The 25,680-nt window shown below is 72.3% G+C and carries 22 protein-coding genes and 1 pseudogene; 14 read left to right on the forward strand and 9 right to left on the reverse strand.

The window, feature by feature from the left end; genetic code table 11:
- Positions 1 to 21: 21 nt before the first annotated feature.
- The 3 genes from AC0B61_RS02990 to AC0B61_RS03000 form a co-directional block, all read right to left on the reverse strand.
- Complete coding sequence (locus tag AC0B61_RS02990) at positions 22 to 1,338, reverse strand: MFS transporter (protein WP_471738861.1); 1,317 nt, start codon at positions 1,336 to 1,338, stop codon at positions 22 to 24.
- A 140-nt stretch (positions 1,339 to 1,478) separates the two neighbouring features.
- On the reverse strand, positions 1,479 to 2,561 hold the full coding sequence (locus AC0B61_RS02995) for an inositol-3-phosphate synthase (protein ID WP_471738862.1): 1,083 nt from the start codon (positions 2,559 to 2,561) through the stop codon (positions 1,479 to 1,481).
- A 124-nt stretch (positions 2,562 to 2,685) separates the two neighbouring features.
- Entirely contained in the window at positions 2,686 to 3,387 is a 702-nt protein-coding gene (locus AC0B61_RS03000) for a PadR family transcriptional regulator (RefSeq protein ID WP_471738863.1), read from the reverse strand.
- Positions 3,388 to 3,934: 547 nt separating this feature from the next.
- On the opposite strand from AC0B61_RS03000, the gene AC0B61_RS03005 reads away from it, so the two are divergent.
- Positions 3,935 to 6,394 carry a transglycosylase domain-containing protein gene (locus AC0B61_RS03005; protein ID WP_471738864.1) on the forward strand — a complete coding sequence of 820 codons (2,460 nt, stop codon included), beginning with the start codon at positions 3,935 to 3,937 and terminating at the stop codon, positions 6,392 to 6,394.
- 153 nt (positions 6,395 to 6,547) lie between these two features.
- Positions 6,548 to 8,125: a glycosyltransferase family 87 protein gene (locus AC0B61_RS03010; protein ID WP_471738865.1), complete on the forward strand. Its 1,578-nt coding sequence runs from the start codon at positions 6,548 to 6,550 to the stop codon at positions 8,123 to 8,125.
- Positions 8,126 to 8,144: 19 nt separating this feature from the next.
- Here the strand turns inward: AC0B61_RS03010 and AC0B61_RS03015 are convergent, their stop codons facing one another.
- From AC0B61_RS03015 to AC0B61_RS03025, 3 genes are all read right to left on the reverse strand, one after another.
- The gene (locus AC0B61_RS03015; RefSeq protein WP_471738866.1) at positions 8,145 to 9,179 is read right to left on the reverse strand and encodes an alanine racemase; all 1,035 of its coding nucleotides are present in this window, start codon (positions 9,177 to 9,179) and stop codon (positions 8,145 to 8,147) included.
- A gap of 12 nt (positions 9,180 to 9,191) precedes the next feature.
- Positions 9,192 to 10,310 carry a lipid II:glycine glycyltransferase FemX gene (locus tag AC0B61_RS03020; protein ID WP_471738867.1) on the reverse strand — a complete coding sequence of 373 codons (1,119 nt, stop codon included), beginning with the start codon at positions 10,308 to 10,310 and terminating at the stop codon, positions 9,192 to 9,194.
- 175 nt (positions 10,311 to 10,485) lie between these two features.
- Positions 10,486 to 10,785 (reverse strand): hypothetical protein, encoded by a 300-nt coding sequence (locus tag AC0B61_RS03025; RefSeq protein WP_471738868.1) that lies wholly within the window; start codon positions 10,783 to 10,785, stop codon positions 10,486 to 10,488.
- A gap of 320 nt (positions 10,786 to 11,105) precedes the next feature.
- Here AC0B61_RS03025 and rpsF point away from each other — a divergent pair, with 320 nt between their 5' ends.
- The 4 genes from rpsF to rplI all read left to right on the forward strand — a co-directional run bounded on the left by rpsF (position 11,106) and on the right by rplI (position 12,894).
- A complete protein-coding gene (gene rpsF, locus AC0B61_RS03030; protein ID WP_030233085.1) occupies positions 11,106 to 11,396 on the forward strand; it encodes a 30S ribosomal protein S6 in 291 nt (96 codons plus the stop codon).
- 96 nt (positions 11,397 to 11,492) lie between these two features.
- Entirely contained in the window at positions 11,493 to 12,113 is a 621-nt protein-coding gene (locus AC0B61_RS03035; protein WP_471738869.1) for a single-stranded DNA-binding protein, read from the forward strand.
- Between the two features lie 80 nt (positions 12,114 to 12,193).
- Positions 12,194 to 12,430: a 30S ribosomal protein S18 gene (rpsR, locus tag AC0B61_RS03040; protein ID WP_030059640.1), complete on the forward strand. Its 237-nt coding sequence runs from the start codon at positions 12,194 to 12,196 to the stop codon at positions 12,428 to 12,430.
- Between the two features lie 17 nt (positions 12,431 to 12,447).
- A complete protein-coding gene (gene rplI, locus AC0B61_RS03045; RefSeq protein ID WP_471738870.1) occupies positions 12,448 to 12,894 on the forward strand; it encodes a 50S ribosomal protein L9 in 447 nt (148 codons plus the stop codon).
- Positions 12,895 to 12,962: 68 nt separating this feature from the next.
- Here the strand turns inward: rplI and AC0B61_RS03050 are convergent, their stop codons facing one another.
- Positions 12,963 to 14,318 (reverse strand): MATE family efflux transporter, encoded by a 1,356-nt coding sequence (locus tag AC0B61_RS03050; RefSeq protein WP_471738871.1) that lies wholly within the window; start codon positions 14,316 to 14,318, stop codon positions 12,963 to 12,965.
- Positions 14,319 to 14,896: 578 nt separating this feature from the next.
- Between AC0B61_RS03050 and dnaB the strand changes: the two genes are divergently transcribed.
- On the forward strand, positions 14,897 to 16,459 hold the full coding sequence (gene dnaB / locus AC0B61_RS03055) for a replicative DNA helicase (protein WP_471739364.1): 1,563 nt from the start codon (positions 14,897 to 14,899) through the stop codon (positions 16,457 to 16,459).
- A gap of 15 nt (positions 16,460 to 16,474) precedes the next feature.
- On the opposite strand, the gene manA is transcribed toward dnaB, so the two are convergent.
- The gene (gene manA / locus AC0B61_RS03060; RefSeq protein ID WP_471738872.1) at positions 16,475 to 17,662 is read right to left on the reverse strand and encodes a mannose-6-phosphate isomerase, class I; all 1,188 of its coding nucleotides are present in this window, start codon (positions 17,660 to 17,662) and stop codon (positions 16,475 to 16,477) included.
- Positions 17,663 to 17,990: 328 nt separating this feature from the next.
- Here manA and AC0B61_RS03065 point away from each other — a divergent pair, with 328 nt between their 5' ends.
- Entirely contained in the window at positions 17,991 to 18,755 is a 765-nt protein-coding gene (locus AC0B61_RS03065) for a polyprenol monophosphomannose synthase (protein WP_471738873.1), read from the forward strand.
- Between the two features lie 75 nt (positions 18,756 to 18,830).
- On the opposite strand, the gene AC0B61_RS03070 is transcribed toward AC0B61_RS03065, so the two are convergent.
- Positions 18,831 to 19,238: a winged helix-turn-helix transcriptional regulator gene (locus tag AC0B61_RS03070; RefSeq protein ID WP_471738874.1), complete on the reverse strand. Its 408-nt coding sequence runs from the start codon at positions 19,236 to 19,238 to the stop codon at positions 18,831 to 18,833.
- A 102-nt stretch (positions 19,239 to 19,340) separates the two neighbouring features.
- Here AC0B61_RS03070 and AC0B61_RS03075 point away from each other — a divergent pair, with 102 nt between their 5' ends.
- From AC0B61_RS03075 to AC0B61_RS03100, 6 genes and pseudogenes are all read left to right on the forward strand, one after another.
- Positions 19,341 to 19,988: an FMN-dependent NADH-azoreductase gene (locus AC0B61_RS03075; RefSeq protein WP_471738875.1), complete on the forward strand. Its 648-nt coding sequence runs from the start codon at positions 19,341 to 19,343 to the stop codon at positions 19,986 to 19,988.
- Between the two features lie 108 nt (positions 19,989 to 20,096).
- Positions 20,097 to 21,125: an MBL fold metallo-hydrolase gene (locus tag AC0B61_RS03080; RefSeq protein ID WP_471738876.1), complete on the forward strand. Its 1,029-nt coding sequence runs from the start codon at positions 20,097 to 20,099 to the stop codon at positions 21,123 to 21,125.
- Positions 21,126 to 21,141: 16 nt separating this feature from the next.
- Positions 21,142 to 22,084, forward strand: a pseudogene (locus tag AC0B61_RS03085) (NTP transferase domain-containing protein).
- Positions 22,081 to 23,289, forward strand: coding sequence for a molybdopterin molybdotransferase MoeA (locus AC0B61_RS03090; RefSeq protein WP_471738877.1), 1,209 nt, complete (start codon positions 22,081 to 22,083; stop codon positions 23,287 to 23,289). Before AC0B61_RS03085 ends, AC0B61_RS03090 begins: the two are co-directional and overlap by 4 nt.
- The gene (locus AC0B61_RS03095; RefSeq protein WP_471738878.1) at positions 23,286 to 24,368 is read left to right on the forward strand and encodes a potassium channel family protein; all 1,083 of its coding nucleotides are present in this window, start codon (positions 23,286 to 23,288) and stop codon (positions 24,366 to 24,368) included. The genes AC0B61_RS03090 and AC0B61_RS03095 overlap by 4 nt, the downstream gene beginning before the upstream one ends.
- 71 nt (positions 24,369 to 24,439) lie before the next feature.
- Positions 24,440 to 25,417: an NAD(P)H-quinone oxidoreductase gene (locus AC0B61_RS03100; RefSeq protein WP_471738879.1), complete on the forward strand. Its 978-nt coding sequence runs from the start codon at positions 24,440 to 24,442 to the stop codon at positions 25,415 to 25,417.
- Positions 25,418 to 25,680 lie beyond the last annotated feature (263 nt).

Below are 25,680 nucleotides of genomic sequence, written 5' to 3' on the forward strand. Positions count from 1 at the left end.
GGGGGATTTCGGGAGCGCTGGTCAGGGCCGGGGGCGGCGGGCGGCGCGCAGGTAGAGCACGGCGGTGAGGGCGTACACGGCGGCGACCCCGACGACCACGGTGACCGAGCGGCCCGAGAGCGGCAGCACCAGCGCGGTGACCATGGCGGCGGCGACGAACGCGACGTTGAACAGCACGTCGTAGATGGCGAAGACCCGGCCGCGGTACTCGTCGTCGACCGACTCCTGCACCACGGTGTCGGCGCAGATCTTGGTGCCCTGGGTGACCACCCCGAGCAGTAGGGCGGCGATCAGGCAGGGCACCAGGGTGAAGCCCAGGCCGAGGGCCGGGACGAAGACCACCGGGGCGACCAGGCAGACCGTCATCCAGCCGGTCAGGCCGAGCCGGCGGGTGCACCAGGGGCTGACCAGCGCGGCGACGAAGAACCCGGCGGCGGAGAGGCCCACCGCCTGACCGAGGGTGACCAGGCCGGCCGCACTGTCGGCCGGGTCGTTGAAGGTGTACCGGGCGAGCATCACCACGACCACGATCAGCACGCCGTAGCAGAACCGGGCCGCGGTGACGGCGGCCAGCGCGTGCACGGCGGGCCGGCAGTCCCGCACCAGGTGGCGCACCGCGGCGCCGAGTTCGACGGCGGCCCGGACCAGCGCCTGGCCGAGCGCCGGGCGGTCGGCGTGCTGGTCGGGGCCGAGCAGGTCGCGGTCCATCCGGCGGGCGGCCAGCGCGGCCGACAGGTAGAGCAGCGAGGCGACCGTCACCAGGGCGGCGTCCGCCCGGGGGCCGGGGGCCATCACCTGGTGCAGCAGGAAGCCGATGCCGCCACCGGAGGCGGCGGCGACCGTCCCGAGGGTGGGGGAGAGCGCGTTGGCGGTTACCAGCTGGTCCTGCTCCACCACCCGGGGCAGAGCGGCGGACAGCCCGGCCAGGATGAACCGGTTGAGCGCGGTGACCAGCAGGGCCGAGGCGAAGAACAGCCAGGTCGGGGCCTCGGCCAGGAGCAGCGCGCCGGTGACCAGGCCCAGGCCGAAACGGGCCAGGTTGCCGACGTAGAGCACCTGGCGGCGGCGCCAGCGGTCCAGCAGTACTCCGGCGAACGGGCCGATCACCGAGAACGGCAGCAGCATCACGGCCAGCACCGAGGCGATGTCGGCGGGGGAGGACTGCTTCTCGGGGGAGAAGACCACGTAGGCGGCGAGCGAGACCTGGAAGACGCCGTCCGAGAGCTGGGAGAGCACCCGGGCGGTCAGCAGCCGCCGGAAGTCGCGGCCCCGGAGGAGGTCGAGGAGCGTGGCGCGGTGCGCGGACTGGTGGGTGCTGCCGTTCTCGGTGATCGCCACCCGCCCAGGGTGCCATGGAACCGGTTGACGTTTCACGTGAAACATCGGTCCGGAAAACGGCGAAGGACCCACGATCCGGTGATCGTGGGCCCTTCCGAGCGGCACTCAGTGCTCAGCGCTCAGTGCCAAGCGCTCATCGCTCAGCGCTCGACCTCGCCGCTGATGAACTTCTCGACGTTCTCGCGGGCCTCGTCGTCGAAGTACTGGACCGGCGGGGACTTCATGAAGTACGAGGAGGCCGACAGGATCGGGCCACCGATGCCGCGGTCCTTGGCGATCTTCGCGGCGCGGACAGCGTCGATGATGACACCGGCGGAGTTCGGGGAGTCCCAGACCTCCAGCTTGTACTCCAGGTTCAGCGGGACGTCGCCGAACGCGCGACCCTCCAGGCGGACGTAGGCCCACTTGCGGTCGTCCAGCCAGGCCACGTAGTCCGAGGGACCGATGTGGACGTTCTTGGCGCCCAGCTCGCGGTCGCGGATCTGCGAGGTGACGGCCTGCGTCTTGGAGATCTTCTTGGACTCCAGGCGCTCGCGCTCGAGCATGTTCTTGAAGTCCATGTTGCCGCCGACGTTCAGCTGCATGGTGCGCTCGAGCACGACACCGCGGTCCTCGAACAGCTTGGCCATCACGCGGTGCGTGATGGTGGCGCCGACCTGGGACTTGATGTCGTCACCGACGATCGGCACGCCGGCCTCGGTGAACTTGTCCGCCCACTCCTTGGTGCCCGCGATGAACACCGGCAGGGCGTTCACGAAGGCGACCTTGGCGTCGATGGCGCACTGGGCGTAGAACTTGGCGGCGTTCTCGGAGCCCACCGGCAGGTAGCAGACCAGGACGTCGACCTGCTGGTCCTTGAGGATCCGGACGACGTCGGCCGGGGCCTCGTCCGACTCCTCGATGGTCTCCCGGTAGTACTTGCCCAGGCCGTCGAGGGTGTGGCCGCGCTGCACGGTGACGCCGGTCGGCGGCACGTCGCAGATCTTGATGGTGTTGTTCTCGCTGTTGCCGATGGCGTCGGCCAGGTCGAAGCCGACCTTCTTGGCGTCGACGTCGAACGCGGCGACGAACTCCACGTCACGGACGTGGTAGTCACCGAACTGGACGTGCATCAGGCCGGGGACCTTGCCGGCCGGGTCGGCGTCCTTGTAGTACTCGACACCCTGCACCAGCGACGCGGCGCAGTTGCCCACGCCCACGATGGCTACGCGAACCGAACCCATTCCGGTTGCTCCCTGTGATCTCATGAGCGCGCCGGCGTCGGCGGCACTCGTCCTGCATCTTCGATGACTGCTTGTAGGGCGCGAGGCGCCCAATCCTTCCGCGCGGCACAGGGCTGGCGCGGTGTCAGCGCTCCTGGTCGGAGCGCCCCGGGCGGTCGTACGGTGGCCCGGACGGGTCCGAGGACCCGGTCTCCTGGCCACGGCCGTCCGAAGTCTTGTGGGATACGGCGGTGGAGGTCCCGCCGGTGGCGGGCCCCGTCCGGCCGGTGCGGTTGGACCGCTCGGTCTCGATCAGCTCGTTGAGCCAGCGGACCTCGCGCTCCACCGACTCCAGTCCGTGCCGCTGGAGCTCGACGGTGTAGTCGTCGAACCGTTCGCGGGCCCGGGCCAGTGAGTTGCGCATCCGCTCCAGGCGCTCCTCGAGCCGGCTGCGGCGCCCTTCCAGGACGCGCATCCGGACGGCCCGGTCGGTCTGGCCGAAGAACGCGAAGTGGACGCCGAAGTGCTCGTCCTCCCAGGCGTCCGGGCCGGAGTCGGCGAGCAGCTCCTCGAAGCGCTGCTTCCCCTCCGGGGAGAGCCGGTAGACGATCTTGGACCGCTTGCCGTTGAGCGCGGTGGCCGGGACGTACTCGACGTCCGGGTTGTCCTCGACGAGGAAGCCCTGGGCGACCAGGCTCTTCAGGCAGGGGTAGAGCGTTCCGTAGGACAGTGCCCGGAACGTGCCGAGCAGGATGTTGAGCCGCTTGCGCAGCTCGTAGCCGTGCATCGGGGCGTCGTGGAGCAGGCCGAGGACGGCGAACTCCAGCACTCCTGAGCGTCTGCCCACTGCCGTCGTCCTCCTCCCTCTCGGCTTCCGTCCGACCACCGCATCCGGCGGTATGCCGTTTCGATGTATCGGCTCGATATATCGAGAACAGTAAACCCGACCCCCCGAACGGGCAAGGGGGCCACGCGTGAATGTGATCACAAGCCGACGCGCGGGTGGGCTTGGCAACGGGCGTGTAATGATCTGTCGCCGTTTTGCGGTTATTGGCGACTGATGCCCGATTAGGTGTAATTCAGTGCTGCGTACGCTGTCGCGTGTGCACGAGGACCACCTCCGGGGTTAGGGCGGTTTGCGGGCATCGGACGTGAACCCTGCCTTCAGGCTGGAAACGCCTGACGAGGAGTGCTGGAAGATGAGCGAGCGACGGCGAAGGACGCCCAACCCGGGCGGTGACGGGCAGCAGCCCCCGGGAGGCGGCGGCCGTCGGGGAGGGCCGGGCGGCCCGGGTGGGCCTGGTCCGGGTGGGCCCGGTCCGGACGAGCTGGGCTCGGACGGGATCGGGCGCCGGCGTCCGCAGGGCACCCGGGAGACGGCTCAACAGCCCCGGATGACCCGTGCGGAGATGCGCAAGGCCGCGCAGAAGAAGGACAAGGCCGGCGGCGGGCGGCGCGGTGAGGCCGCGGCCTCCGCCGCGGCCGCCGGGCCCGGCAAGAAGCGCTTCATCGACTACCCGCGCTTCGGCAAGACCGGCGTCCGGCGCTGGCTGCCGTCCTGGAAGCAGTGGCTGAGCGGCTTCCTGCTGGTCTTCGGCTGCTTCGTCGGCCTGGTGTTCTACCTGTACGAGACCACCGAGGTCCCGGAGCTGAACAAGCTGGTGCAGGGCCAGAACACGATCTACTACTGGGCCGACAACACGGAGATGACCCACAAGGGCCAGACGAACCGTCAGATCGTCGAGCTCCAGGACATCAGCCCCAACCTGCAGAACGCCGTCATCGCGGCGGAGAACCAGGACTTCCGCACCGACAACGGCATCGACCCCAAGGGCATGCTCCGCGCCGTCTACAACATGGCGAAGGGCGGTGAGACCCAGGGCGCCTCGACCATCACCCAGCAGTACGTGAAGAACGCCTACCTGAGCCAGGAGCAGACCCTCAGCCGCAAGGTGAAGGAGTTCTTCATCACCCTGAAGATCAACCAGCAGAAGGGGAAGCCCGAGATCCTCAAGGGCTACCTGAACACCAGCTGGTTCGGTCGCGGGGCGAACGGGGCCCAGGCCGCCGCCCAGGCGTACTACGGGGTGGACGCCAAGGACCTCAACCTCTGCCAGAGCGCCATGCTGGCCGGGCTGCTCAAGGGCGCGGCGTACTACGACCCCACCAACCCGGCCAACAAGGAACGCGCCCAGGGCCGGTGGAGCTGGATCCTCGAGAACATGGTCAAGACCAAGGCCATCACGGCGGACGAGCGGGCCAAGTGCACCACGTTCCCGGACCCGATCCCGCTGAAGCCCAACACCAACATGAACGGCGAGATCAGCTACCTGGTCGACACCGCCAACAAGTACGTGATGGCCTCCGACAAGTCGATCACCCAGCAGGTGATCGACCGCGGCGGTCTGAAGATCTACACCACCTTCGAGAAGGACAAGGTCGACGCCCTGAAGAAGGCCGTCGACGACGTCAAGGCGGAGAACCTCAACCCGCAGAAGCGGCCGGACAACGACACCAACATCCAGTTCGGCTCCGCCAGCATCCGCCCCAGCGACGGCGCGATCATCGCCCTCTACGGCGGCGACGGCGTGGAGAACGGCCACTTCGACAACAACGCCGACGCCACCGGCGTCCAGGTCGGCTCGACCTTCAAGCCCTTCGTGCTGGCCACCGCCATGCAGGTCGGCGTGCAGACCGCCAAGGGCGACGACGGCAAGCCGAAGCGGATCAACGCCGACAGCCGCTACCTGGCCGACGACCTGTCCGAGATCCGCAAGCCGGACGGCTCGCTGGTGATCGGCGACGACGGCAAGCCCTACCGGCAGAAGAACGAGGACACCGCCAAGCACGGCTACGTCTCGCTGCGGCAGGCCATGCAGTTCTCGTACAACGTGCCCTTCGTCCAGCTCAACCAGGACGTCGGCGGCCAGAACGTGGCCGACATCGCGGTGCAGATGGGCGTCAAGAAGGAGAGCCTCGCCGACCCGAAGACCGCGACGTTCCCGCTCGGCACCTCCACCATCAGCCCGATCCGGATGGCCACCGCCTACAGCACCCTGGCGGCCAGCGGCAAGGAGTCCGAGCCGTACTCGGTCACCAAGGTCGAGCTGAACGGCGTGGAGCGCCCCGGTTTCGGCAAGAAGGACCCCAAGGTCGCGCTGGAGCCGGTGGTCGCCGACAACGTCACCGACGTGCTGGTGAACGTGGCCGCGAAGGGCACCGGTACCAAGACCAAGGACCTGGGCCGCCCGGTCGCGGGCAAGACCGGCACCACCGACCAGAACAAGTCGGCCTGGTGGGTCGGCTACACCCCGCAGCTGGTGACCAGCGTCGCGATGTGGCGCGAGGACCCGACCAAGCACGAACGGCAGTCGCTCAACGGCACCGGCGGCAAGGAGTCCATCCACGGTGGTGACATCCCGACCGACGTCTTCACCCGGTACATGAGGGTCGCGCTGGCCAACGAGAAGAAGCTCGACTTCCCGACCCCGCAGCCGGTCGGCAGCGAGGTCGACTCCTCCGGTGCGCCGTCCACGGCCTCGGCGGTGCCGACGCCGACCACGTCCGACTCCCCGTCGGCCCCGCCCCAGGCCCAGCAGCCGACGCAGCCCACCCAGCCGCTGCCGCCGCAGCCCACCCAGACCTGCGTGCCGGGCGTGGACTGCCCCGGGGACCTGCATCCGACCCACTCGCCCACCGGGACCCCGCACCCGACCAGCAGCTGCTTCCCGCTGATGCCCTGCCCGACGCCGACGCCGACGGACACCACCACACCGGGCGGTGGCGGCAAGCCGACCGGCGGCAAGCCGACGCCGACCCCCACCGGGGGCACCCAAGGCGCCGCGGGGCAGTAGTCCCCAGCGCGCGGAACGGTGGTGGCGGTCCTCCTCAGGGAGGGCCGCCACCACCGTTTTCGCCCTGATTCGCGGCCCGGCCGCCGCGGAGCGCCGCAGGCCGCCACGGGGTCCTCCTCGTCCCGGCGGGAACGGTGCGGCAGGATGTCCGGCATGACGTCGAGCGATCGTGACGAAACCGCCGGCCCGGTCGGGTCCGGCGCCGCCGCAGGGCCCTCCCCGGCCGCCGTCGCCACGGCCGCGCCGTCGGCCGACACCGTGGTCGTCCCGGCCGACGAGGACCCGGTCGCGGCGGCCGGCAGCGAGGTGATCGGCGGACCGCCCGGGCGCCGGGCGCTGCTCGGCGTGTCCTGGTGGATCCCGGCGCGCTTCCTGGCGCTCGCGGTGATCGTGGTCTCGGTGCTCGGCATGGTGCAGAAGCTGCCCTGCTACGAGCAGGCCTGGTTCCAGCCGGGCTCGCCGCAGTACATCCACGCCTGCTACAGCGACATCCCGCACCTGTTCTCCGGCCGCGGCTTCGCCGCCGGGCTGCACCCGTACGTGGACCGCATTCCGGGCTCCTCAGGGGACCTGCAGTACCTGGAGTACCCGGTGCTGACCGGCCTGTTCATGCAGGTCGCGGCCTGGCTGACGCCCGGCGGTGGGGACCGGCAGAGCCAGGAGCAGTGGTTCTGGGCGATCAACGCCGGACTGCTGGCGGCCTGCGCGGTGATCGCCGTCGTGGCGCTCTCGCGCACCCACCGCCGGCGCCCCTGGGACGCGCTGCTGTTCGCGCTCGCGCCCGTCCTGCTGCTCAACGGCACGGTCAACTGGGACCTGCTCGCGGTCGCCCTGGCCGCCGTGGCGATGGCCTGGTGGGCGCGCGCCCGGCCGGGCTGGGCCGGCGTGTTCATCGGGCTGGCCACCGCCGCCAAGCTCTACCCGGTGCTGCTGCTCGGCCCGCTGCTGGTGCTCTGCTGGCGGACCGGCAGGTGGCGCGAGTTCCGGCTGGTGCTGGGCGGCGCGGTCGGCTCCTGGCTGGTGGTCAACCTGCCGATCATGCTGGCCAACTGGCAGGGCTGGTCGACGTTCTACGTGTTCAGCGAGCACCGCGGCGAGGACTACGGCTCGTTCTGGCTGATCCTGATGCAGGTCCGCGGCGCCGGACTGGCCGACCTCGACCTCTACATCGGCGTGCTGATGGTGCTGGGCTGCGCGGCCCTGGGGTGGCTCGCCCTCTCGGCGCCGCGCCGCCCGCGCTTCGCGCAGCTGGCCTTCCTGGTCGTCGCCCTGTTCGTGCTGGCCAACAAGGTGTACTCGCCGCAGTACGCGCTCTGGCTGCTGCCGCTCGCGGTGCTGGCCCGGCCGCGCTGGCGGGACTTCCTGGTCTGGCAGGCCTGCGAGGTGCTCTACACCCTGGGCATCTGGTCCCACCTGGGGTTCGTCACCGGGCCCAAGCAGCACGGGATCGGCGAGGCCTGGTACCACTTCGCGATCGGGCTGCACATGGTCGGCACCCTCTACCTGGTCGCCCTCGTCGTCCGCGACATCCTGCACCCGGACCGCGACCCGGTCCGCTGGGACGGCAGCGACGACCCCTCCGGCGGGGTGCTCGACCACGCCCCGGACGTGTTCGTGCTGGGCACCGCCCGACGGCTGCGCGAGGAGGAGACCTACGCCGCGTACGCGCCGGCCGGCCCCGAGCAGTGGCTGGACGAGCCAGGACTGCCGGAGCCGGCCGAGAAGTCGTGACCCGTCCTGCGCGACGGCCTCAGCGGTCCACCACGCGGTCGAAGTGCGTGGTGGTGTGCCGGACCTGGAGGCCGAGCTCCTCGCCGATCGCGGGCGGCGGGGTCTCGCCGTCCAGGAAGAGCAGCGACACCTGCATGTGCGGCGGCTCGGCGAACCAGAGCTGCTTGCCGGACCAGTGGAACGGCGACTTGGTCTTGTTGACCGTCGCCAGGCCGGCCCGCGCGATGCCCTTGGCCCGCGAGGCCATGCTCTGCACGTACTTGGGCGCCTCCAGGCCGATGCCGTGCGCCGTGCCGCCGGCGACCACCAGGATGTGGCCGTCGGACGGCGCCGGGTGCTGGCGGTAGCCGTAGCGGTCGCCCTTGCGCACCGGGGTGACGTCCAGCACGGTGGCCCGGACCTCCAGCGCGGCGTGGTCGCCCAGCCAGAGCCGGGTGCCGATCCGGGCCCGGAAGACGGTCTGCGGGTAGCGCTGGGCCAGCTGTGCCATGCCGGCCGCGCCGAGGTGGCTGACGAACACGGTGTGGACGGGCAGGCCGGCCGCCCGGGCGGTGTCCACCCAGTACGCGACCTCCTCGACCGGGTCGGAGCCGTCCGGCCGGTCCATCGGCAGGTGCAGCGCCAGGCCCTCGAAGCCGACGCCGTCCAGCTCGGCGGCGACGGTGGCGAGGTCGGCGGCGCTCACGCCGTGCCGGCGCATCGTGGTCATGCACTCCAGCACCACCCGGGCGCCGTGCAGCGCCCGCAGCGCGGCCACGCTCGCCACCGTGCGGATCACCCGGGCGTGCGGCAGCGGCAGCACCTCCTCGCCGACCCGGTACGGGGTCAGCACCAGCAGCTCGCCGCCGTACCACTCGGCGGCGTCGGCCGCCTCGTAGGCGGTACCGACGGCGAGCACCCCGGTGCCCAGCAGCGTCGCCTCCTCGGCCAGCCGGTGGTTGCCCAGGCCGTAGCCGTTCCCCTTGGCGACCGGCACCAGGCCGGGGAACTCGGCGAGGACGGAGCGCTGGTGGGTGCGCCAGCGTTCGGTGTCGAGGTAGAGCGACAGCGTCATCGGGTCAGCCTCTCAGCGGCGGGACATGTAGAGGTCGAGGGCCTTGTGCAGCAGCTTGTTGAGCGGGAAGTCCCACTCGCCGAGGTACTCGGCCGCCTGGCCGCCGGTGCCGACCTTGAACTGGATCAGGCCGAACAGGTGGTCGTTCTCGTCCAGGGTGTCACTGATGCCGCGCAGGTCGTACACGCCGCCGCCGAGGGCGTAGGCGTCGCGCATCATCCGCCACTGGACCGCGTTGGACGGCTTGACCTCGCGCTTGTGGTTGGCCGAGGCGCCGTAGGAGTACCAGACGTGCTCGCCGACCACGAGCATCGTGGTCGCGGCCAGCGGCTCGCCCTCGTGGTAGGCGATGTAGAGGCGCATGCGGTTCGGGTCCTCGGCGGTGAGGGCCTTCCACATCCGCTGGAAGTAGGCCAGCGGGCGCGGGGTGAAGCGGTCGCGCTCGGCGGTGACCAGGTAGAGCTGGTGGAAGATCGGCAGCTCGTCGTAGCCGCCCTGGAAGACCTCGACGCCGCTCTTCTCGGCCTTCTTGATGTTGCGGCGCCAGAGCTGGTTGAAGCCCTTCTGGATGTCGTCCAGCGAGCGGTTGGCCAGCGGCACCTGGAACACGTAGCGGGGCTGGACGTCGCCGAAGCCGGCGCCGCCGTCCTCGCCCTGCAGCCAGCCGGCCTTGCGCAGCCGGTCGGCCACCTCGAAGGCGCGCGCCTCGTACCAGTCGGCCTCGATGTCGCGCAGCCGCTTGGCCTGCTTGGCGGCGATGGCCTCCTTGATGGTGGGGGCGTTCCAGCGGCGGATGACCACCGGCGGGCCCATCTTCACCGAGAACGCGCCCTGCGACTTCAGGTGCGCCAGCATCGGGGAGAGCCAGCGGTCGAGGTCGCGGTCGAACCAGTCGATGACCGGGCCCTCGGGCAGGTAGGCCAGGTACCGCTTGAGCTTCGGCAGCTGGCGGTAGAGGACCAGGCCGGCGCCGACCAGCTGGTCGGCCTCGTCGAACCAGCCGATCGACTCGGACCGCCACTCGGCCTTCACGTCACCCCACGACGGCACCTGCATGTGGCTGGCCGAGGCACGGCTCCTGATGAAGGCGAGGTGCTCCTCGCGGGTGATCGTCCTCAGGCGCAGGCTCATTGCTCGGTGCTCCTCGTCGGTCGGGCTGCGGTGGGCCCCAGGTTCTGGGGCTGACCCTATCGTCCGGGGCCCCGGGGCCCGTCCTGGCGGGCATGACGGCGCCCCCGTCGCGGTACCTGTCCCTTGCAGATACGCGGCGGGGGCGCCGGGGGTTCCTGGACGGCCGCTCCCGGGCTCAGCCCCAGAGGCCACCGCGGGCGACGCCCAGGTAGAAGCCGATCGCGGCGGCGCCGAGCGTGATCATCAGGACGAACCGCTCGGCCGTGGTGACCGAGACGAACATGCCCCACAGCCCCGTGACGATCCCGGCCAGGCCGGTCCACGAGGTCAGCAGGTGCAGGTTGTGGAAGAACGACGTGATGAAGGCGATCACGCCCAGGACGGCGGTGAGCGCCACCAGGGTGTTCTCGCGGGGGTGCGGATGGCCGTCGGTGTTCAGCGTGAGCGCGGGCATGCGGTGGACGGACTGGGCCATGTGTCCCACCTCCTGGCGTGGAGACGAACGGGCAGGAATCCCGTTCCGTCCAGATTGCGGCGGTTGGGCCGGTCTCACAACCCCTATGCATTTTGTTCGGCCGTCCGGGTGCGGGTAGGCTGTGCCGTCTGCACTGGTGTAGTTGTGCCCCCCTGCGCCCTCTTTCGGGTGACACCCCCTTCCGGGTGGTGCGGGGCCCGACTGTCCGACCCGGCCGCTACGGTGGGCCGGAGTCGTCACTGCTCCGGTGCCGACGCTACGCACAACCCTCCTGCCACGGAGAGACCGTGGCCGTTGAGTCCAAAGGAGGTGGGTTACCCATGCGTCACTACGAGGTGATGGTGATCCTCGACCCGTCGGTCGAGGAGCGCGCTGTCTCCCCCCTGATCGAGAACTTCCTCACTGTCGTCCGCAACGGCGGCGGCAAGGTGGAGAAGGTCGACACCTGGGGTCGTCGCCGTCTGGCTTACGAGATCAACAAGCAGTCCGAGGGCATCTACTCGGTCATCGACCTGAAGGCCACGCCTGAGGTCGTCAAGGAGCTCGACCGCCAGATGGGCCTGAGCGAGTCGGTTCTGCGGACCAAGGTCCTGCGCCCGGACACCCACTGAGCCACCTCTGAGGCCTTCGGGTCTCGGGTAGCTCGCGTCCGTTGTTTCACGTGAAACAGCGGTGAACGGACATCTTCCCGAGAGGTCATCACCACCATGGCAGGCGAGACCGTCATCACCCTCGTCGGCAATCTCGTCGACGACCCCGAGCTGCGCTTCACCCCGTCGGGTGCGGCGGTCGCGAAGTTCCGTATCGCGTCCACCCCCCGCACCTTCGACCGTCAGACGAACGAGTGGAAGGACGGCGAGAGCCTCTTCCTCACGTGCAACGTCTGGCGGCAGCCGGCGGAGAACGTGGCCGAGTCGCTGCAGCGCGGCATGCGCGTCATCGTGCAGGGCCGACTGCGCCAGCGGTCTTACGAGACCAAGGAAGGCGAGAAGCGGACGGTCTTCGAGGTCGAGGTCGACGAGGTCGGCCCGAGCCTGCGTTCGGCGACCGCCAAGGTCACCCGGGCCAACCGGTCCGGCGCTCCCGGCGCTCCCGGCGGTTCCGGCGGTTCCGGTGGCGGCTTCGGCGGCCAGCAGGGCGGCGGCCAGGGCGGTTGGGGCGGCGGTGGCGGTCAGCAGGGCGGCAACTGGGGTGGAAACTCCGGTGGCCAGTCCGGCCCCCCCGCCGAGGACCCCTGGGCGTCCGGCGCCCCGTCCGGTGGCAACCAGGGCGGCGGCTGGGGTGCCCCGTCCGGTGGCAGCGGCTACTCGGAAGAGCCCCCGTTCTAAAGAGCTGACAGATTTCGTGCGGCCCGGCCGTCGGCGTCCCCGGACGCCCGCCGGGCCGTGAACCCCAAATGGAGCACACAATGGCGAAGCCGCCTGCTCGCAAGCCGAAGAAGAAGGTTTGCGTCTTCTGCAAGGACAAGGTCAACTACGTTGACTACAAGGACACGAACCTGCTGCGGAAGTACATCTCCGACCGTGGCAAGATCCGTGCCCGCCGGGTCACCGGCAACTGCACCCAGCACCAGCGTGACGTCGCCACGGCCGTGAAGAACAGCCGTGAGATGGCGCTGCTGCCCTACACCAGCACCGCGCGCTAAGAGAGGGTGACCAAGTAATGAAGATCATCCTCACGCACGAGGTGCCGGGTCTCGGCTCCGCCGGCGAGGTCGTCGAGGTCAAGGACGGCTACGCCCGCAACTACCTGGTCCCGCGTGGCTTCGCCATCCGCTGGACCAAGGGTGGTCAGAAGGACGTCGACGCCATCCGTCGCGCCCGCAAGATCCACGAGATCCAGACGCTCGAGGCCGCCAACGAGGTCAAGGGCAAGCTGGAGGGCGTCCAGGTCAAGCTGGCCGTCCGCTCGGGCGAGGCCGGCCGGCTGTTCGGCTCGGTGACCCAGGCCGACGTCGTCCAGGCCATCAAGGCCGCCGGCGGCCCGTCGGTGGACAAGCGCGCCGTCGCGATCGGCTCGCCGATCAAGACCGTGGGCACCCACAAGGTCTCGGTCAAGCTGCACTCCGACGTCCAGGCCAACCTGGACATCGCGGTCGTCGCTGCCTGAGTTCCGTAGCAGTGGCCTGAGGGCCGGGCTCCTCCGGGAGCCCGGCCCTCAGTCGTTCCCGGGGGCGGCTATCCGCGCACGGCTCCGGTCACCAGCCACTGGCCGCCGCGGGCACGGCGGACCAGGAAGGCGGCGCGGACCAGCATGAACAGGTTCATCGCCCACCAGAGCCCGGCCAGCCCGGCGCCGACGGCCGGCACCGCGAGGGCCGCCGGGGCGAACACCGCCAGCGTCACGAGCGCCGCCCGGGCCAGGTACCGGCCGTCCCCCGCGCCCATCAGCACCCCGTCCAGCACGAAGACCAGCCCCGAGACCGGCTGGCTGAGCGCGAGCAGCAGCAGCGCGGTGGCCAACTGGGCCCGGACGGCCGGATCGGGCGTGAACAGCGGGACGTACAGCGGGCGCGCGACCACCACCAGCAGGCCGAGCACCACCCCCGAGCCGATGCCCCACTCGACCATCCGCCGGGTGGCGGCCCTGGCGCCCGGGACGTCCGAGGCGCCCAGGTAGCGGCCGATGATGGCCTGGCCGGCGATCGCGATCGCGTCCAGCGCGAAGGCCAGGAAGCTGAACAGCGTCATGGTGATCTGGTGCGCGGCCACCTGGTCGTCGCCCAGCCGGGCGGCCACCGCGGTCGCGATCATCAGCACCGCGCGCAGGCTGATCGTCCGGACCAGCAGCGGACCGCCGGCCTTCGCGCACGCCCGGATGCCGGTCGTGTCCGGCCGCAGCGAGGCCCGCTCCCGGCGGGCGCCCCGGACCACCACGACCAGGTAGACGGCGGCCATCGCGGTCTGCGCGATGACGGTGCCCCAGGCCGAGCCGGCCACCCCCAGCCCGGCGCCGTACACCAGGCCGACGTTCAGGCCGAGGTTGGCGCCGAAGCCCGCGACGGCCACCAGCAGCGGCGTGCGGGTGTCCTGCAGCCCGCGCAGCACGCCGGTGGCGGCCAGCACCATGAGCATCGCCGGGATGCCCAGGGAGCTGATCCGCAGGTACGTCACCGCGTACGGTGCGGCGGTCTGCGAGGCGCCCAGCACGTCGGCCACCCAGGGGGCGACCAGCAGGGTCAGCAGGACCACCGGGAGGGCCAGGCCGAGGGCGAGCCAGATGCCGTCGACGCCCTGCTGCACGGCGACCCGGCGGTCGCCGGCGCCGATCCGGCGGGCGACCGCCGCGGTGGTGGCGTAGGCGAGGAAGACGAACACGCCGGTCGCGGTGGTGAGCGCGGCGGAGGCGACGCCGACCCCGGCCAGCTGGGGGGTGCCGAGGTGGCCGACGATCGCCGAGTCCGCCATCAGGAAGAGCGGCTCGGCGACCAGCGCGCCGAAGGCCGGGACGGCGAGGGCGAGGATCTCCCGGTCGTGCCGGCGCCCGGCGGGCGGCGGGGCCGGCGAGGTGTCGTGGGGCGGCGGGGCGGTCATGGGCTCCAGGCTACTCATCCACAGGTAATGGATGCCAGTGGGTATTGGCCATTACTCGAAATCTTGAGCGGCGCGGTTCGTCCGCTCTGCGCCCACAGCCGTTCGGAGGTGTGTGAAGTATTTCTCATGCACAGGCCCGGAAAGAGGTAATACCAGGTCAACAGGTTGACGACGGACCGATCGTCCGGTTATCCACAGGAGCGTCCACAGGGGTGTCCACAGCTTTGCGGCAGTTCTCCACAGGACCGGGCCGCTCGTCCACACCCCCTGTGGATAACCGCCTTGGCGCAACGGCACCCGGCGCCTTAGCGTTGGCCCCTCCGCCGGACACTCGCACCGCCCCGGCGTCCGATTTGTCGGAGCCGTGGCGTACAAAGAGGAGCGCACCCCGCTCCACCAGCCACCGGCAGGGCCCGCTCCAACTCGCACCACTCGCTGATCGGGGAACACGCGTGACCGGCCCCCAGTACGACGACCACGACGCCCCGCCGCCGGAGGAGGAGTGGCAGACCGCCGAGGATCCGTTCCCGGCCGGAGCCTTCGACGACGCGCCCTTCCCGGAGGGCCCCGGCGACCGGCTGCCCGTCTCGCGCAGCCGCAGCGGCCAGGGCGGCCAGGGCGGCCAGGACGGACAGGGCAGCCAGGGCGGTGGCCGCGACGGCCAGAGCGGGCAGGGCGGCGGGCGCGACGGCTTCCAGAAGGGCGGCTTCCAGGGCGGCAAGGGCGGCCGGAACGGCTCCTCGCGCGAGAACGGCCAGCGGGACGGCGGCTGGCAGCGCCGCAGTGACGGTGACGGCGGGGGCGGCGGCGCGGACGGCTTCGAGCGCGTCCCCCCGCAGGACCTCGCCGCCGAGCAGTCCGTCCTCGGCGGCATGCTGCTCTCCAAGGACGCCATCGCCGACGTGGTCGAGGTGCTCAAGCCGGCCGACTACTACCGGCCCGCGCACGAGCTGGTCCACGGCGCGATCCTCGACCTCTACGCCCGCGGCGAGCCGGCCGACCCGATCACCGTCGCCGGCGAGCTGACCAAGCGCGGCGAGCTGCAGCGCGTCGGCGGCGCCTCCTACCTGCACACCCTGGTCAACTCCGTCCCGACCGCGGCCAACGCCGAGTACTACGCCGAGATCGTCCACGAGCGCGCGGTGCTGCGGCGCCTGGTCGAGGCGGGCACCCGGATCGCCGGCATGGGCTACGCGGCCGAGGGCGACGTCGACGAGATCGTCAACGCCGCCCAGGCGGAGATCTACGCGGTCACCGAGCAGCGCACCAACGAGGACTACGCGCCGCTCGCCGACATCATGGAGGGCGCCCTCGACGAGATCGAGTCGATCGGCTCCCGCAACGGCCAGATGTCCGGCGTGCCGACCGGGTTCGCCGACTTCGACGCGCTCACCAACGGGCTGCACCCCGGCCAGATGATCGTCATCGCGGCCCGCCCCGCGATGGGCAAGTCCACCCTGGCGCTGGACTTCGCCCGGGCCTGCTCGATCCAGCACAAGCTGCCGAGCGTGATCTTCTCGCTCGAAATGGGGCGCAACGAGATCGCCATGCGCCTGCTGTCCGCCGAGGCCCGGGTGGCGCTGCACCACATGCGCTCCGGCAGCATGACGGACGACGACTGGACGCGCGTCGCCCGCCGGATGCCGGACGTCAGCGAGGCCCCCCTGTTCATCGACGACTCGCCCAACCTGTCGATGATGGAGATCCGCGCCAAGTGCCGCCGGCTCAAGCAGCGCAACGACATCAAGCTGGTCGTCATCGACTACCTCCAGCTGATGCAGTCCGGCGGCTCCCGCCGGGCCGAGAACCGCCAGCAGGAGGTCTCGGACATGTCCCGGAACCTCAAGCTGCTGGCCAAGGAGCTGGAAGTCCCGGTCATCGCGCTCTCCCAGCTGAACCGTGGCCCCGAGCAGCGCACCGACAAGCGGCCGATGGTCTCCGACCTGCGCGAGTCCGGCTCGATCGAGCAGGACGCCGACATGGTCATCCTGCTGCACCGCGAGGACGCCTACGAGAAGGAGTCCCCGCGGGCGGGCGAGGCCGACCTGATCGTCGCCAAGCACCGTAACGGCCCGACCGCGACCATCACGGTGGCCTTCCAGGGCCACTACTCGCGCTTCGTCGACATGACCCGGGACTGAGCCCGGGCTCACCGGTCAGACGGTGACGGTGGCGCGGAAGAGCGTGGTGCCGGTGCCGGAGAGGCGGGTCGGGGTGCCGGTGGCGGGGAGGAAGGCGGACTGGCCGCGGGCGAGGTCCAGGGCGGTGCCGTCGGCGGAGGTCAGCCGGGCGGTGCCCTCGGTGCAGAGCAGGATCTGCGGCGTGCGGCCGTCGATCTCGCGGTCGGCGCCGTCCAGCGCGAAGCGGGAGAGCCGGAACTCGTCGATCGGGACGGGGTAGAGCTCCTCGCCGGGGGTGTCCCCGACCCGCACGGGGGTGACCGGCTCGGCGGCGCCGGCTTCGAAGACCACGACCTTCATCAGCTCCGGCACGTCGATGTGCTTCGGGGTGAGGCCGGCCCGCAGCACGTTGTCGGAGTTGGCCTGCAGCTCCACGCAGACGCCGGACAGGTAGGCGTGCGGCACCCCCGCGCCCAGGTACAGCGCCTCGCCGGCCCGCAGCCGGAAGTGGTTGAGCAGCATGCCGGTGACCACGCCGCGGTCGTCCGGGAAGTCCTTGGCGATCCGGGCGTATGGGGCGTACGGGGCGTGGTCGCCGTCGGGGAGGGTGCGGGCCAGCGCCTCGACGGTCTGCCGCACGGTCTCCCCGTCCAGCGTGATCGCGGCGGCCAGGGCGCCGCGCAGCGCCTCGGACTCGTCCTCGCCTTCCAGCGGGGCGATCACCGGGGCGAGCCCGGGCACCGCGAGTCCGGCCAGCAGCGCGGCCGCCTCGCCGGGCCGGCGGAAGCCGCACAGGCCCTCGAACTCGCCGAGCGCGTAGATCATTTCGGGCTTGTGGTTGGCGTCGCGGTAGCTGCGCTCGGGGGCGTCCGGCGGGATGCCGAGGGCGTTCTCGGCGGCGAAGCCGGCGCGGGCCTGGTCGAGCGTGGGGTGCGCCTGGATCGACAGCGGGATGCCCGCGGCGAGGACCTTGAGGAGGAACGGCAGCGTCGGGCCGAACCTGGCCACGCTCGCGGCGCCCAGCTCGCCCTCCGGGTCGGCCGCGATCAGCTCGTCCAGTCGGCGCGGGCCGTCGCCGCGGTCGGCGCGGGACGGGGCGCCGGGGTGGGCGCCCATCCACAGCTCGGCCTGCGGTTCACCGGTCGGCTGCTGTCCGAGCAGTTCGGGCAGGGCCGTGAGCGACCCCCAGGCGTACGGGCGGACGGTGTTGACGAGCCTGTCCATGCGCGCGGTCCTACTCCTTCGCAGTCTGGGCGGGCGTGCCGGGTCGCCGGGGCCGGCCCCGGCGGTGCGGGAGGCCGGGCACGGGCAAGGGCATCGACCCTAGCCGAACGGTGTCACCCACGGGGAAACGGTGGGCATCCGGTGGGAGTGCCATGGCCGGACCGGTGGTTCCCGGGGGCGGTAGTAGGATGCCAGGACGCAGCAGTCTCCGCCCTGCGCGCAGTTCTCCACCGTGGTCATCCCGCCGGAGGGTTGCCGGTGGAGCCGCGTTCCAGAGTGCGGGCGACGGTGTTCTGAGATTCCCCGCCATCGGCCGAGAGGTTTGTACGTGACCGTGAACCAGCAGAGTTTTGCTGATCTCGGCAGGGTCCTGGTGATCATCCCGACCTACAACGAGGCGGAGAACGTCGAGCGGATCGTCGGCCGGGTCCGTGCCGCGGTGCCCGAGGCCCACGTGCTGGTCGCCGACGACAACAGCCCCGACGGCACCGGCGGGCTGGCCGACAAGCTGGCCGTCGAGGACCCGCACGTCCACGTCATGCACCGCAAGGGCAAGGAGGGCCTGGGCGCCGCCTACCTCGCGGGCTTCCGCTGGGGCATCGACAACGGCTACGACGTCCTGGTCGAGATGGACGCGGACGGCTCGCACCAGCCCGAGGAGCTGGACCGGCTGCTGGGCGCGCTGCGCGGCGCCGACCTGGTGCTGGGCTCGCGCTGGGTGCCGGGCGGCCGGGTGGTGAACTGGCCGAAGTCGCGGCTGCTGCTCTCGCGCGGCGGCTCGACCTACTCCCGGCTGATGCTGGGCGTGCCGATCCGGGACGTCACCGGCGGCTACCGGGCGTTCCGCAAGGAGACCCTGCTGGGCCTGGGCATGGACGAGGTCGCCTCGGCCGGGTACTGCTTCCAGGTCGACCTGGCCTGGCGCACGGTGAAGGCCGGGTTCAAGGTCGCCGAGGTGCCGATCACTTTCGTCGAGCGCGAGCTGGGCGCGTCCAAGATGAGCCGCAGCATCGTGGTCGAGGCGCTGTGGCGGGTGACCTCCTGGGGTCTGGCCGACCGGCTTGCCCGGCTGCGCGGCGCGGCCAAGCGCTGACCTGGTCCGCATCCTGGCCGAAGGGCCCGTCCGCCGGAGAACGGCGGGCGGGCCCTTCGGCATGTCCGCAGGTGGTCAGCAGCCGGTCTTGAGGGCGCTCTCCGGCAGGTGGCGGTCGGCCCAGACGGCCAGTTCGGTGAGCGCGGGCTTCAGGGCGGTGCCGGCTTCGGTGAGCCGGTAGCTGACCCGCAGCGGCGGGCCGGCGTCGACCTCGCGGACGACCAGTCCGGCCTCGGCCAGCTCGGTCAGCCGGTCGGAGAGCATGCGCTCGCTGATGCCCGGGATCGCGCGGCGCAGCTCGGAGAAGTGGGCGGGGCCGCCGTGGTTGAGCACGCCCACCAGCAGGCCAGTCCAGCGCTTGCCCAGCAGGGTGAACACCCGGGTGAGGGCCAGTTCGACGTTGAAGCAGGGGCCCTGGTCCGCGCGGGTGCACGCGTCGGTGGCGGTCGGGACTCCGTCGCTCGCTGCTCCGTGCTCGGCCATGGCTCCAGCCTACTCGCCCCTAGTGACTGCAGAAAAGTAAGCTGCTACCGTAATTGCAGTTGCATCGGAAACGGAAGCTACTAATTCCCTGGAGGCCCCGCCATGCCCACGCTCCTGCACCTCGACTCCTCCGCGATCGCCGACGGCTCCGTCACCCGCGAGGTCACGGCCGCCTTCCGGGCCGCCTGGCAGGCCGAACACCCCGACGGCACGGTCATCCACCGGGACTTCGCCACCGACCCGCTCCCGCACCTGGACGTGCACGGCATCAGCGCCGGATTCGCCCCCGCCGAGAGCCACAGCGCCGAACAGGCCGCCGCCTTCGCGCTGCGCGAGGAGCTGATGGCCGAACTCGAGCGGGCCGACGCCGTCCTGATCGGCGCCCCGATGTACAACTTCACGATCCCCTCGACCCTCAAGGCCTGGCTCGACCAGGTGATCCTGGTGGGCCGCACCGCCGGCGAGGCACCCTCCGCCAAGGGCACGCCGGTCACCGTGGTCGCCGCCCGCGGCGGCTCGTACGCGCCCGGCGCCCCGCGCGAGCCGTACGAGTTCGTCACCACCTACCTGGAGAAGGTGCTGACCGGGATGCTCGGACTGGAGGTCGACTTCATCGTCCCCGAGTTCACCCTGGCGGCAGCCGTCCCGGCGATGGCCGACTTCGTCCCCAAGGCCGCCGAGTCCAAGGCCCAGGCCCTGGAGCAGGCCGCCCGCCGGGCCAAGGAGACCGCCGCCCGGACCGCGGTGTGACGTGAGCCGGGGCGCGCCCCGCCGGGCGCGCCTTCCGCGCGATCCGGCACCCGTACTCCCATGCTGTAGGGCGCAGGAAGACCGACCGCCGACCAGAGGGAGCAGCCCGTGACGTCGTCCCCGCCCGAGGACAGCGCCGGCGCGGAGCGTGCGGACGCCGCAGCCGCCCCGCTCCCGGACGCCGAGCGGCCGCCCCGGCCGCTGGAGGTCGCCGTCTTCACCGGCCCCGAATCGGCCTTCTTCGCCACCTCCGCGCTGATCCTCGGCGAACGGACCGCCATCCTGGTGGACGCCCAGCTGACCCGCAGCGCCGGCCGGGAGCTGGCCGAATGGGTCGCGGGGAAGGGCCGCCGACTGCTCGCCATCGTGGTCACCCACCAGCACCCAGACCACTACTTCGGCGCCGAGGAGGTGCTGAAGCTCTTTCCCGACGCCCAGCTGCTGGCCGCGCCGGCGGTGGCCGAGGGCATCCGACGCACCGCCGCCGCCAAGGTCGCGCAGTGGAAGCCGGTGTACGGCGACGACATCCCCGACCACCCGCTGATCCCGGCCCCGCTGCTGCCGCAGCCGCTGATGCTGGACCGCCAGGTGATCCCCGTCCTGCTGCTCGGCCAGGGCGACTGCGGGGACTCCGCGGTCGTCCACGTGCCGAGCATCCGGACCGTGATCGCCGGGGACTTCGTCCACAACGGCACCCACGTCTGGACCGCCGACACCACCCCGGCCCAGCGCACCACCTGGGGACACAACCTCGGCCGGATCGCCGACCTCGACGTGGACCGGGTGATCGCCGGGCACCGGGCCCCCGACCAGGGCGACGACACCGCCCGGGTGCTCGCCTTCACCGGCGAGTACCTGCGGGACTTCGACCGGCTGCTGGCCGAGCACCCGGACGACCCGGAGGCGCTGGTCACGGCCATGAACGCGCGGTACGGGGAGCTGACGCTGCCGGCCTTCCTGGAGCTGGGCGCGGCGGCCAACACCGCCCGGGCGGCGGCGGGTTCCGGCTCGGACCCGGACCCGGACCCGGACCCGGACTCAGACGCCGACGCCGACGCCGGCTCGGACTCGGACTTGGGCTCGGGACCGGGGGAGGCGCCGGCGGGCGGGCAGGGGCCCGAGGACGCCGCCGGGTAGGGCGGATACTGGCCGCATGACGCCGTACGACGTGATCGTTCCGGCGGGCGGCGCCGCCCGGCGCCTCGGCGGGGCCGACAAGCCCGGTCTGACCGTCGGCGGGACCACCCTGCTCGACCGGGTGCTGGCCGCCTGCGCCGACGCCCGCACCACCGTCGTGGTCGGCCCGGCCCGGCCGACCGGCCGCACCGGCGTCCGCTGGACCAGGGAGCAGCCGCCCGGCGGCGGCCCGGTCGCCGCCGTCGCGGCCGGGCTCGACCTGGTCACCGCGGACACCGTGCTGCTGCTCGCCGCCGACCTGCCCTTCCTGGACCGGCGGACGGTGGAACGGCTGGTCGCAGCCCTCGACGAGGCCGGAGCGGCCGCGGACGCCGCCGTGCTGGTCGACGCCGGCGGGCACGACCAGCCGCTCGCCGCCGCGTACCGCACCGCCCCGCTGCGCGCCGCGCTGGCCGTCCTCGGCCACCCCGACGGCCTGCCGCTGCGCCGGCTCGTCGGCGGGCTGGCCCGGCTGCGGGTGGCCGACACCGGCGACGTCGCGCACGACTGCGACACCTGGGCGGACCTGGAGCAGGCCCGGGAACGCGACCGGAGCTGAACCTCACCGCGCCCGGCACCGCCCGGTGCGGGAAACGACGCGCCCCGCACACGGGGTGCACACTCCCGGGAAACGGCCGATCAGGCAGCATGGGCGCATGGAGCGCACGCTGGATGACTGGATCACCGAGGTCAAGGCCGACCTGGGCATCGACCTGGACGTGGACGTCCGGGCCCTGCTCGACACGGCCCGGGTGGTCGCGCACGGAGTGGCCCGGCCGGCCGCACCGCTGACCGCCTTCCTGATCGGCTACGCGGCCGCCCGGCGGGGCGGCGGCGCGGAGGCCGTCGCCGAGGCCGCCCGGCGGACCGAAGCCCTCGCCGAGGGGTGGGGCGCCGCCGCCCGGCCGGGAGAGCAATGAGCGCGGTCGGACAGACCACCGTGGCCACCCCGTCGACCGGCCCCGGCGTGCTGAGCTGGCCCCGGGCCCGCGAGGCCGCGCGCCGGGCCGGGCCGCGCCCGCTGCCCGCGGTCGCGCTGCCGCTGGCCGAAGCGCTCGGCCACACCCTCGCCGAACCGCTCGGCGCGCTGACCGACCTGCCGGCCTTCGACACCTCCGCGATGGACGGCTGGGCGGTCGCCGGGCCCGGCCCGTGGCGGGTCGCCGGGCAGGTGCTGGCCGGCCCGGCCGAGCCGGCCCCGCTGGCCGACGGCACCGCCGTGGAGATCGCCACCGGTGCCCAACTGCCGCCCGGGGCAACCGCCGTCCTGCGCCGCGAGCACGGCCGGACGGACGCCGCCCTGCTGCACGACCGCGGGCCGGACCCGCTGACCACCGGTCAGGACGTCCGCCCGCGCGGCCAGGAGTGCCGCCGCAACGAGGAGTTGCTGCCCGCGGGCACCCCGGTCGGGCCGGCCGTGCTCGGCCTGGCCGCCGCCTGCGGGCACGACCGGCTGCTGGTCCGCCGCCGTCCGGTCGTCGAACTGCTCATCCTTGGCGACGAGTTGCTGGCCGCCGGAATCCCCGGGACGGGCCTCGTCCGGGACGCGCTCGGGCCGCTGCTGCCGCCCTGGCTGCGGTCGTCCGGTGCCGAGGTGGCCGACGTGCGGTACGTCCGGGACGACTTCGGGCTGCTCCGGGACGCGCTGCGGCACTCCACCGCCGACGTCGTGGTCACCACCGGCGGGACGGCCGCCGGGCCGGTCGACTTCCTGCACCGGGCGCTCGCCGAGGCCGGCGCCCGACTGGTCGTGGACGGCGTCGCCGTCCGGCCCGGGCACCCCATGTTGCTGGCCGAACTCCCCGGCGGGCGCCACCTGGTCGGCCTGCCGGGCAACCCGCTGGCCGCCGTCGCCGGCACCGTCACGCTCGCCCTGCCGCTGCTGCACGCCCGCAGCGGACGGACCGTCGGCACGCCCGCCCTCGCGCCCGCCGCGGCGGCGCTGCCCGGGCACCCGGCGGACACCCGGCTGCAGCCCGTCCGGCGGACCGCCGCAGGGGTCGTCCCGCTCCCCTTCGACGGGCCCGCGATGCTGCGCGGGCTCGCCCGGGCCGAGGCGCTGGCCGTCGTCCCGCCCGGCGGGGTGGCGGCGGGGGAGACGGTCGAACTGCTGGAGGCGCCGTGAGCCGACTGCGACGCACCCCGGCACCGGGCACCGAACCATGGGCGGACGCCGGGATCGTGCTGCCCGTCCGCCGGGCCGAACCCGCCCTGCGGCAGGTCGGCTCGCGGCTGCTGCTGGCGCTCGCCGTCCTGGTCGCCACCACGCTGATCGTCTACGTCGACCGGGACGGCTACAACGACAACGCCGGCGGCGGGCTCAGCTTCCTCGACGCGGCGTACTACGCCACCGTGACGCTCTCCACCACCGGGTACGGGGACATCACCCCGTACAGCGACAGCGCCCGGCTCGGCAACATCGTCCTGATCACCCCGCTGCGCGTGGTGTTCCTGATCATCCTGGTCGGCACCACCCTGGAAGTGCTCACCGAACGGACCCGCCTGCAATGGCGGTTGAACCGCTGGAGGTCCACCGTGCGCGAGCACACCGTCGTCATCGGGTACGGGACGAAGGGCCGCAGCGCCGTCGACACCCTGCTCGGGCAGGGGGTGAAGAAGGAGGAGATCGTCGTCGTCGACCCGCAGCGCAAGGTGATCGACCAGGCCGCGCAACACGGCCTGGTCGGCGTGGTCGGCGACGCCACCCGCACCGACACGCTGATCCGCGCCGGCCTGCCCACGGCGGCCCGGGTGGTCGTCGCACCGGAACGCGACGACACCGCCGTCCTGATCACGCTGACGGCGCGCCAGTTGAACAAGGGGGCCACCGTGGTGGCCGCCGTCCTGGAGGACGAGAACGCGCCGCTGCTGCGGCAGAGCGGCGCCGACGTCGTGGTCACCAGCTCCAGTTCGGCCGGGCGGCTGCTCGGGCTGTCGATGCTCAGCCCGCACGCCGGTGCGGTGATGGAGGACCTCCTGACGTACGGCAACGGGCTGGACGTGGTGGAACGGCCGGTCACCCGGGCCGAGGCCGGGCACGGCCCGCGCGAGTGCGCGGACCTGGTGGTCGCCGTGGTCCGGGGCCGGCGGGTGCTCAACTACACCGAGCCGGAGGCCGCCGTGCTGCAGCTCACCGACCGGGTGATCGTCATCACGTCGACCGGGGCCACCTCCGCCGGGGCCACGTCGCCCGGAGCCAAGTAGACCGGGGCCACGTCGACCGGCTGACGCGGGCCCTGCCCGTGAACCGCCCTGACGCGCAGTAGGTTCGGGCCATGCATGCGATGACGATTCCCGTACCCGGCGGCCCCGAGGCACTGGTGTGGGCCGAGGTGCCCGACCCGGTGCCCGGCGAGGGCGAGGTCCTGGTCGAGGTGGCGGCCACCGCCGTCAACCGTGCCGACCTCCTCCAGCGGCAGGGCCACTACAACCCGCCGCCCGGCGCGTCGCCCTACCCGGGGCTGGAATGCGCCGGGCGGATCGTCGCGCTCGGGCCGGGCGTGTCCGGCTGGGCGGTCGGCGACGAGGTGTGCGCGCTGCTGGCCGGCGGCGGCTACGCGCAGCGCGTCGCGGTGCCGACCGGGCAGCTGCTGCCCCGGCCCGAAGGGCTGAGCCCGGAGCAGGCCGCGGCGCTGCCGGAGGTCGCCTGCACGGTCTGGTCCAACGTCTTCCTCACCGCGCACCTGCGCCCCGGCGAGACGGTGCTGCTGCACGGCGGCGCGAGCGGCATCGGCACGATGGCGATCCAGCTGGCCAAGGCCGTCGGGGCCCGGGTCGCGGTCACCGCGGGCAGCGCCGAGAAGCTGGCCCGGTGCACCGAGCTCGGCGCGGACATCGCCATCGACTACCGGAAGCAGGACTTCGTCGAGGCGCTCAAGGAAGCCACCGACGGGGCCGGGGCGGACGTGATCCTCGACATCATGGGCGCCAAGTACCTGCAGCGGAACGTGGACGCGCTGGCGGTCAACGGACGGCTGGTGATCATCGGGCTGCAGGGCGGGGTGAAGGGCGAACTCGACCTCGACACGCTGCTGCGCAAGCGCGCGGCGGTGATCGCCACCAACCTGCGCGGGCGGCCGCTCGCGGAGAAGGCGGCGATCGTCGCGGCGGTGCGGGAGCACGTGTGGCCGCTGGTCGAGTCCGGAGTGGTCAGGCCGGTGGTGGACCGGGTGCTGCCGCTGACCGACGCGGGTGAGGGGCACCGGGTGCTGGAGGCCGGGGAGCAGGTCGGGAAGGTCGTGCTGCGGGCCTGAGAGGGCGAGCGCCTGTCTGGCTGAGGGGCCGGGCGGTGCGGCGGTCGTTCGAAATGCCCGGATTATCGGATCGTGCGAGGCTGGTCCGGAGCTGTCCCGCCGCCGACCCCGCCCCCGGGCGAGGCCGGCCGTCGGAAGGACTCCGACCGTGGCTGCATCACCGTACGCATTCCTCGGGCCGCTGCCCGTAGCTCCGCACCGCCGTCGCAACCGTCGCCGCCCGTGCCCGTGCCGCGCCCAGCGGCTGGTCGCGGCGGCCGTGC

It is taken from the genome of Kitasatospora sp. NPDC023385 (genome assembly GCF_055664045.1).